Here is an 8476-nt window from a genome sequence, read left to right on the forward strand (position 1 = left end):
GGGCCGGAGCAGCGGCTGCGACGGCGGGCGCGGGGGCAGCGGCAGGGGTCGGCGCGGGGCCGGCCTGGGTCGCGGCCTGGGTCACTGGGGTCACCTCGGTACCGGGCTTGTAGTCGGCGAAAAAGTCCCACCAGGCTCGGTCGACCGAGTTCGGGTCCTGGAGGTACTGCTGGTAGATCTCGTCGACGAGCCACTCATTGGGGCCGAAGCCAGTGGAGCTTGCCGAGCTGTTGGGGGTTTCAGGGGACTGTGGCGACACGGCGGCAACCGCCCTCTTCCGCTTCCTTTTGGGATGTTTGGACAGCGGGGATTAAGGCTACGCCCCTGACCAGTGATCGCGCAGTCCCCGGGGCCCAGGCGTCGCCCAGATCACAGTGCTGACCTGCACTTTGGCTGAAAAAGTGCGTTAGAAAGCCGTATCTGAGGGGAACCGATCGGCGCCGAACAGGGGGCATACCGGGGCCAAAGCGGACAAAAACCCGGCCAAATCCTCTAACGATCTTCGTAGACCGCTGTGTCGGATCTGTGACAAATGTCCCGACCGTCGCCCTGACGCCGTCCGGGCAGCCGGACCTCGATCCGGCAGCCGCGCGGGGACTCGGCCACCGCGATCCGTCCGCCGTGCAGGTCCACCGCCCAGCGGGCGATGGCCAGGCCCAGTCCGGTGCCGCCGTCCGAGCCCGGCCCGGCGGCGGTCGCGGTGCCGCTGCGGCTGAACCGCTCGAAGACCCGGGAGCGGTCGGCCGGCGGGATGCCGGGGCCCTCGTCCTCGACCTCCAGCAGCAGGCCGCCCTCCTCGCCCTCCGGCCTCGCCCGCACCGTCACGGTGCCGCCGGGCGGGGAGTGCTTGCAGGCGTTGTCGACCAGGTTGGCGACCACCTGGTGGAGCCGTTCCGGGTCCGCCACGCCGGTCAGGCCGGTCGGGCTGACCTCCAGGGCCAGCCGGACGTCCCCGCGCCGGGAGAAGGCGCCGCCGGCCGTCGCGCCGTCCACGGTGACCCCGCGCAGCACGCCGTCCAGGAACTCGCGCACCTCGAAGGGGCGGGCGTCCAGGGCGACCACGCCGTCGTCGATCTTGGAGAGGTCGAGCAGGTGGGTGACCAGGCGGCCGAGCCGCTCGGTCTGCTCCAGGGCCGCCCCCAGGGTGGCCGGATTGGGCTGGACCACGCCGTCCACCACGTTCTCCAGGACGGCGCGCAGCGCGGCGATCGGTGTGCGCAGTTCGTGCGAGACGTTGGCGACCAGCTCGCGGCGGTGCCGGTCGGCGGCCTGGAGGTCGGCGGCCATGGCGTTGAAGGCGGCCGCCAGCTCGCCGATCTCGTCGCGCGAGTTCACCTCGACCCGGCGGCTGTAGTCGCCGGAGGCCATCGCGCGGGCGGCGGCCGTCATCTCGCGCAGGGGGGCGGTCAGCCCGTGCGCGAGGAACTGCATGAAGAGCAGTGAGGCGATCATGGAGAAGACCATGATGATCCGGATCTGGGTCTCGGACCGGATCGCCACGACCACCATCCCGGTGGCCAGGCACACGGAGACGATCACGAGCAGGGTGAGCTTGCCCTTGATCGAGCGGACCGGGTCGAGCGGCCGGATGTCGGCCCAGACCCGGCGGGCGGCACGGGCGGCCAGGTTCTGCGGCCGCGTGTCGTCGGATTCCCCGTTGCGTTGCTGTGGAAAGGTCATTGGTTCCTTGTGGTCCCCGCGGTGTCGGTCCGCGTGGTGGCACGGCGTCGTCCGGGCTGCGGGCCCCCCGGTGGCCCGTCGCCCGAGGAGGGCCCTAGGAGAGCGGGGCCTCCAGCGCGTACCCGACACCGTGGACGGTGCGGATCCAGCTGGCGCCGATCTTCCGGCGCAGTGCCTTGACGTGGCTGTCCACCGTGCGGGTGCCGGAGGCGTCGGTCCAGTCCCAGACCTCGGCCAGCAGCTGCTCGCGGGTGAGCACGGCGCGCGGCTGGGCGGCCAGGCAGGCGAGCAGGTCGAACTCGGTCGGCGTCAGGTGGACGTCGCCCGAGGCCAGCCGGACCCGGCGCTGCACGTGGTCGATCTCCAGCTCGCCGAACCGCAGGCTGCCCAGCGCGGGCGTGCGGGCGGCCTGCTGGGCGCGCTCGACGCGGCGCAGCAGGACGTTGACGCGGGCGGCCAGTTCGCGCATCGAGAACGGCTTGGTCATGTAGTCGTCCGCGCCGACGCCGAGGCCGACCAGCAGGTCCGTCTCGTCGTCGCGGGCGGTCAGCATCAGCACCGGCACCGGGCGCTGGGCCTGGATCCGGCGGCACACCTCCAGGCCGTCGAAGCCGGGCAGCATGATGTCGAGGACCACCAGGTCCGGCTGCCAGGTGTGGAACCCGTCGACCGCGCCGGGGCCGTCGTGGGCCACGGCGACCTTGAAGCCCTCGGCGCCCAGCCGGGCGGCGATCGACTCGGCGATCGTGGGCTCGTCCTCCACCACCAGGACTCTGCGCTGGCTGCTCACAGTGCCACCGGCGTTGTGGTTGTCCTGCTGGATCTCTGTCACGGTCACGCCACCGCCCCCAGGGCTGCGGGCCGGCCACCTGTGGGGATGGCGGGGCTCCGCTCGTAGTCTTGTTCCGTCGTGGACTGTGCCGGGTCCGCCGTCCCGTCGCGCGATCGGGAGCCGAGGACGGATGGTCGGCCGCCCACTTCTCCCGCGCACTTCGCAGCGTACGGACAGCGGATGCTTCCCGGCAGGTGGACCGGACGTTTCCGGCCCGTGGGCCGGCTGTCGGGCCGCCCTCGGACCCACTGCACGAGTGGGCACGGGCCGATACCTTACCCGTCGAATTTTCTCTGCGTAACGGTACGTATGCAGTGCAGTTGACGCCAAGTCGCCGGTCAGAGGCCCTGGTGCCCCGTTTATGGGGAGAAGGTCTGGACCAATGTCGGGAATCCGGCGGTCCGCTACGGCGACGGTCTTCACGGGCTTTTCCCAGGTGCCTCTCAGAACCTCGACGTACCGTGGCCGCGACGACGCCCGGCCGGGCGGAATCCGCAGCGCGCGCCGGTACGTTGGGCATCCGGCGGGGAGCCGGTGGCTGCGGCGTGGAGCGGAGGCGGCATGGCGGGGCTCGGGCGGGGTGCCGACGGGTGCGGGAGTGCGGGGGCGCCGTACGGAATGCTCCGCCTCGGGCTGCGCGCCGGCGTCCTGGAATGGCTGCTGGAACGGGTGCCGACGCCCCGGAGAACGCCCTTCACGCTCGGATACCTCGCCGTCGTGGGAGCCACCACGACCTTCGCCCGGCTCGCCGATCCGGAACTCGTCCAGCGTTTGCAGGAGGCCTCCAGCTCGGACGGCCACAACCTGCTCCAGCATCCTTTGCGCGCCCTTGTGCTGAGCGGGTTCTGGGTGGCCGGCGAGGTGTGGATGCCGTACCTGTGGGGATTCGCCCTCACCCTCGCGCCGCTGGAGCGCAGGGTCGGTCCGGCCCGGGCCGCGGCGGTGTTCGCGGCCGGGCATGTCGCGGCGACGCTGCTCTCCCAGGGGGTGGTGATCACCGCGGTGGAGACCGGGCGGATGGCGCCCGAGGCGATGGACTACCTGGACATCGGGGTCAGCTACGGCGTGCTCGCCTGCCTGGGCGCGGTGGCCGGGCTGCTCTCCTGGCGCGGGCGGCTGCTCGCGCTGGGCGGCGCCGGGCTGATGATCGCCGAGCAGATCGCCACCGACAAGGACGTGATCACCGGGGTGGGGCACCCGGCCGCGGTGCTGACCGGGGTCGCGCTGTGGCGCTGGCTGCGCCGGGCCGAGCGGCGCCCGCCCCGGCCGCGCCCGGCCGCCGCGACGGCCGCGGGCGGTGCGCCCGCGCGGGTGCGTCCGGCGCGTTGACGCCTGTGCCTCCGGCGGGTTGACGCCGTCGCCCGGTCGGGTCCTCCGGGGCTCGCGGGGCTCCCCGTCGGGACTCTTCGAGGCGCGCCCGGTGCTCTTTTGACGGAGCCGGGTGCCGCGCCTCCCGCACCGATTCCTGTTCGCTCACGGCGAACAGGGGGTCGGGAACATCCGGCGCCCGCGAAGCCTTAGTCAGGTCGACTCAAGTTCACTGACTGGGGAGAGATCATGGCATCGACGTCCACACCGCTCACCCTGCCCGTGCTGCCGCTCGACGACGAGGTCGTCCTGCCGGGCATGGTCGTCCCGCTGGACCTGAAGGACACCGAGGTGCGCGCCGCCGTCGAGGCCGCCCGGGCCGCCGCCACCGGCGCCGGCAAGCCGCAGGTCCTGCTGGTCCCGCGGGTGGACGGCTCGTACGCGGCGGCCGGCACGCTGGCCACCGTGGAGCAGGTCGGCCGGCTGGCCGACGGGGAGCCGGCCGCGCTGGTGCGCGCCGTGCGCCGGGTCCGGATCGGGGTCGGCACCACCGGCCCCGGCGCCGCCCTCTGGGTGGAGACCACGCCGTTCACGGAGTCCTCGGTGGGCACCCCGGTGGCCGGCCGGGCCGCCGAGCTGGTCAAGGAGTACAAGGCGCTGTCCACCCAGTGGCTGCGCAGGCGCGGCGCCTGGCAGATCGTCGACCGGGTGGCGCAGATCGAGGGCGTCGGCGAGCTCGCCGACAACATCGGCTACGCGCCCTTCGCCACCGCCGAGCAGAAGCTCAAGGTGCTGCTGGAGGCCGACCAGGTCGCCCGCCTGGAGTACGCGCTCGCCCTGCTGCGCGACCACCTCGCCGAGGAGGAGGTCAACGACACCATCCGCAAGGACGTCGAGGAGGGCGTGGCCAAGCAGCAGAAGGAGTTCCTGCTCCGCCGCCAGCTGGAGGCCGTCCGCAAGGAGCTGGCCGAGCTGAACGGCGACCCGGCCGACGAGGAGGGCGACTACCGCGCCCGGGTCGAGGCCGCCGACCTGCCGGAGAAGGTCCGCGAGGCCGCGCTCAAGGAGGTCGACAAGCTGGAGCGCTCCTCCGACCAGTCGCCCGAGGGCTCCTGGATCCGCACCTGGCTGGACACCGTCCTGGAGCTGCCCTGGAACGAGCGCACCGAGGACGCGTACGACATCGCCGGCGCCCGCGCCGTGCTGGACGCCGACCACGCCGGCCTGGCCGACGTGAAGGAGCGGATCGTCGAGTACCTGGCCGTCCGCAAGCGCCGGGCCGACCAGGGGCTCGGGCTGATCGGCGGCCGCCGCGGGGGAGCGGTGCTGGCCCTGGTGGGCCCGCCCGGCACCGGAAAGACCTCGCTCGGAGAATCGGTGGCCCGCGCCATGGGCCGGAAGTTCGTCCGGGTCGCGCTCGGCGGCGTCCGGGACGAGGCGGAGATCCGCGGCCACCGGCGCACCTACGTCGGCGCGCTGCCCGGCCGGCTGGTGCGGGCGATCAAGGAGGCCGGCTCGATGAACCCGGTCGTCCTGCTCGACGAGATCGACAAGGTCGGCTCCGACTACCGGGGCGACCCGGCCGCCGCCCTGCTGGAGGTGCTGGACCCGGCGCAGAACCACACCTTCCGGGACCATTACCTGGAGGTCGAGCTCGACCTCTCCGACGTCGTCTTCCTCGCCACCGCCAACGTGCTGGAGTCCATCCCCGGGCCGCTGCTCGACCGGATGGAGCTGGTCCGGCTGGACGGCTACACCGAGGACGAGAAGGTCGTCATCGCCCGCGACCACCTGCTCCCGCGCCAGCTGGAGAAGGCCGGTCTGGGCGGCGGGCAGGTCACCGTGGACGAGCCGGCGCTGCGCCGGCTCGCCGGGGAGTACACCCGGGAGGCGGGCGTCCGCACCCTGGAGCGCTCGATCGCCCGGGTGCTCCGCAAGATCGCCGCACAGGCCGAGCTGGGTGAGCGCGAACTGCCCGCCGCGGTCGGCGCCCAGGACCTGCGCGCCCTGATCGGCCGGCCGCACCACGTGCCGGAGTCCGCCCAGGAGCCGGCCGAGCGCCGTACCGCCGTCCCCGGCGTGGCCACCGGCCTCGCGGTGACCGGCGCCGGCGGCGACGTCCTCTACATCGAGGCCTCGCTGGCCGACGCCGAGACCGGCGGCACCGGGCTGACCCTCACCGGGCAGCTGGGCGACGTGATGAAGGAGTCCGCGCACATCGCGCTCTCCTACCTGCGCTCGCGCGGCGCCGAGCTGGAGCTGCCGGTCACCTCGCTGCGCGACCGCGGCGTGCACCTGCACATCCCGGCCGGGGCCATCCCCAAGGACGGGCCGAGCGCCGGCATCACCATGACCACGGCGCTGGCCTCGCTGCTCTCCGGGCGCAAGGTGCGCACCGACGTGGCGATGACCGGCGAGGTGTCGCTGACCGGGCGGGTGCTGCCGATCGGCGGGGTGAAGCAGAAGCTGCTCGCCGCCGACCGGGCCGGGGTCACCACGGTGATCATCCCCAGGCGCAACGAGGCCGACCTGGACGACGTCCCGGCCGAGGTGCTGGAGCGGCTGACCGTCCACCCGGTGGCGGACGTGCGGGAGGTGCTGGAGCTGGCGCTGGAGCCGGCCGGGGCCACGGTGCTGGTGGCCGCCTGACGGCTCGCCCGGACCGCTCGCCCCGACCGCCGCTCCGGGCCGCCCGGGCGGCGGTCCGGGCCACGGTCAGGGCGCGGCGGTCCGCAGGGCCGACGGCATCCCCGCGTGCGAGACTGCGGAGATGCCGTCCCCCACGCAGCGCGCCCTGGCGCGGGTGCCCGACCGGCTGCGCCCCCTCCTGGTGCGGCACCGCCGGCTGGTGAAGTTCCTGCTGGTCGGGAGCGGCTGCTTCGCGCTCACCACGGTGATCGACTTCGAGCTCAAGTTCACCGTGCTGGAGCACAAGCCGGTGGTCGCGCTGACCGTCGCGACGGTGATCGGCACCGTCGTCTCGTACGTGCTGAACCGCCGCTGGGCCTTCCGGGCCCTGCGGGCCGGCGGCCGGCGGCGCGAGGTGCTGCTGTTCGTCCTGGTCAGCGTGGTGGCGATCGCCGTCAACGACGTACCGCTGGCGGTCTCCCGGTACCTCCTGGACCTGCGCGAGCCGTACGTCGGCCCCCTCCGGCAGGAGGTCGCGGACTTCCTCAGCGGGATGGTCGTCGGCACCTTCGTGGCGATGCTGTTCCGCTACTGGGCGATGCGGCGGTGGGTCTTCCCGCCGACCGGGACGGCCCCGGCCGGGCCCGTCCCGGTGCCGACGACGGCGCCGACGACGGTGCCCCCGGAACCCGGCTACGCTGCACCCGAGATGCCACGGGATGTGCCGTAAGGACGTAAAAGGGGCGAGGTGAGCCTTGTGCACGAGTCCGACCCCGCCCGGACCGGGCCCGCCAGCCAGCAGGGGATGCGCCGGGCCAACCTGGCCCTGGTGCTCGGGACGATCGCGAGCGGGCCGCGCTCGCGCGCCGAGGTGGCCGCCGGGACGGGGCTGACCAGGGCCGCCGTCTCCTCGCTGGCCGAACAGCTGATCGCCGCCGGCCTGGTGGTCGAGGAGGGCCCCGCCGCGCCCAGCGGCAAGGTCGGCCGCCCCGGCACCGCCCTCGGCCTCAACCCGGCCGGGCCCGGCGGCCTCGGCGCCGAGATCGGCGTGCGGCACCTGGGCGCCTGCGTGGTCGACCTGCGCGGGGAGGTCCGCGCCTGGCGGCGCCGGGAGGTCTCCAACCACGGCCGCGAGCCCGCCGCCGTGATGGCCGAGCTCGCCGACCTGCTGCACGAGGCCGTCGCCGAGTCGGGGCTGCGCCCGGCCGCCCTCACCCTGGCCGTGCCCGGGCTGGTCGGCGGCTCCGGCGGGATGCTCCAGCGGGCCGCCAACCTGGGCTGGCAGGACGTCCCGCTGGCCGCCGCGCTGCGCCCGGCGCTGCGGACGGCCGGGGCCGGCCTGGCCGACCTGCCGATCGAGGCGGACAACGAGGCCAACCTCGGCGGACTGGCCGAGCGCTGGCTGGGCGAGGGCCCGGAGGACTTCCTGTACGTCTCCGCCGAGGCCGGGGTCGGCGCGGCGATCGTGGTCGGCGGCCGGCTGCTGCGCGGGGCGGGCGGCTTCGCCGGCGAGTTCGGGCACGTGCCGGTCCACCCCGACGGGCCCCGCTGCGCCTGCGGGGCGCACGGCTGCCTGGAGCAGTACGCGGGCGAGGCGGCGGTGCTGCGGGCGGCCGGCCTGACCGGGGCCCGCGGCGACTGGGTGGCCCTGCTCGCCGACCGCGCCGGGGCCGGGGACCCGGCCGCCCTCGCGGCGCTGGCCGGGGCCGGTGCGGCGCTCGGCACCGCGGCCGCCGGCGCGGTCAACCTGCTGGACCCGGCCGAGGTGGTGCTGGGCGGCGGCTACGCCCGGCTGGCGCCCTGGCTGCTGCCCGCGATGCGGGCCGAGCTGGCCGCCCGGGTGGCGGTGCGGCCCTGGTCGGAGGAGCGGCTGACGGTCTCCCGGCTGGGCCGCCGGGGCCCGCTGCTGGGCGCGGCGGTCCGGGTCGTCCGGGCCGTCGTGGCCGACCCGGGCCCGGTCGGGTAGCGGCGGACCCGACGACGGGCCGCCGGACCCGGGGGCGAACGCGCCCGAGCCCCCGGCCGTGG

Annotated in this window: 7 protein-coding genes; 4 read left to right on the top strand and 3 right to left on the bottom strand. The window is 74.6% G+C overall.

Translation table 11 applies throughout. The features are described from left to right. The 3 genes from ACFU6K_RS21965 to ACFU6K_RS21975 all read right to left on the bottom strand — a co-directional run. Window positions 1-259, bottom strand: a 259-nt coding sequence (locus ACFU6K_RS21965; RefSeq protein WP_380665477.1) for a hypothetical protein, incomplete at its 3' end; no start/stop codon positions are given. 233 nt (window positions 260-492) lie between these two features. Further along, window positions 493-1680: a sensor histidine kinase gene (locus ACFU6K_RS21970; RefSeq protein WP_380665480.1), complete on the bottom strand. Its 1188-nt coding sequence runs from the start codon at window positions 1678-1680 to the stop codon at window positions 493-495. 94 nt (window positions 1681-1774) lie between these two features. Beyond that, window positions 1775-2512, bottom strand: coding sequence for a response regulator transcription factor (locus tag ACFU6K_RS21975; protein ID WP_181970677.1), 738 nt, complete (start codon window positions 2510-2512; stop codon window positions 1775-1777). A gap of 618 nt (window positions 2513-3130) precedes the next feature. Here ACFU6K_RS21975 and ACFU6K_RS21980 point away from each other — a divergent pair. The 4 genes from ACFU6K_RS21980 to ACFU6K_RS21995 all read left to right on the top strand — a co-directional run bounded on the left by ACFU6K_RS21980 (window position 3131) and on the right by ACFU6K_RS21995 (window position 8414). Further along, a complete protein-coding gene (locus tag ACFU6K_RS21980; protein WP_380665482.1) occupies window positions 3131-3841 on the top strand; it encodes a rhomboid-like protein in 711 nt (236 codons plus the stop codon). A 228-nt stretch (window positions 3842-4069) separates the two neighbouring features. Continuing rightward, the gene (lon, locus tag ACFU6K_RS21985; RefSeq protein ID WP_380665484.1) at window positions 4070-6469 is read left to right on the top strand and encodes an endopeptidase La; all 2400 of its coding nucleotides are present in this window, start codon (window positions 4070-4072) and stop codon (window positions 6467-6469) included. A 121-nt stretch (window positions 6470-6590) separates the two neighbouring features. Beyond that, on the top strand, window positions 6591-7178 hold the full coding sequence (locus tag ACFU6K_RS21990) for a GtrA family protein (RefSeq protein WP_380665486.1): 588 nt from the start codon (window positions 6591-6593) through the stop codon (window positions 7176-7178). A 75-nt stretch (window positions 7179-7253) separates the two neighbouring features. Next, window positions 7254-8414: an ROK family protein gene (locus tag ACFU6K_RS21995; protein ID WP_380665488.1), complete on the top strand. Its 1161-nt coding sequence runs from the start codon at window positions 7254-7256 to the stop codon at window positions 8412-8414. The last annotated feature ends 62 nt before the right edge of the window (window positions 8415-8476 follow it).

The organism is Kitasatospora sp. NPDC057512, from assembly GCF_042802135.1.
In the GTDB taxonomy this organism is placed as follows: Bacteria; Actinomycetota; Actinomycetes; order Streptomycetales; family Streptomycetaceae; genus Kitasatospora.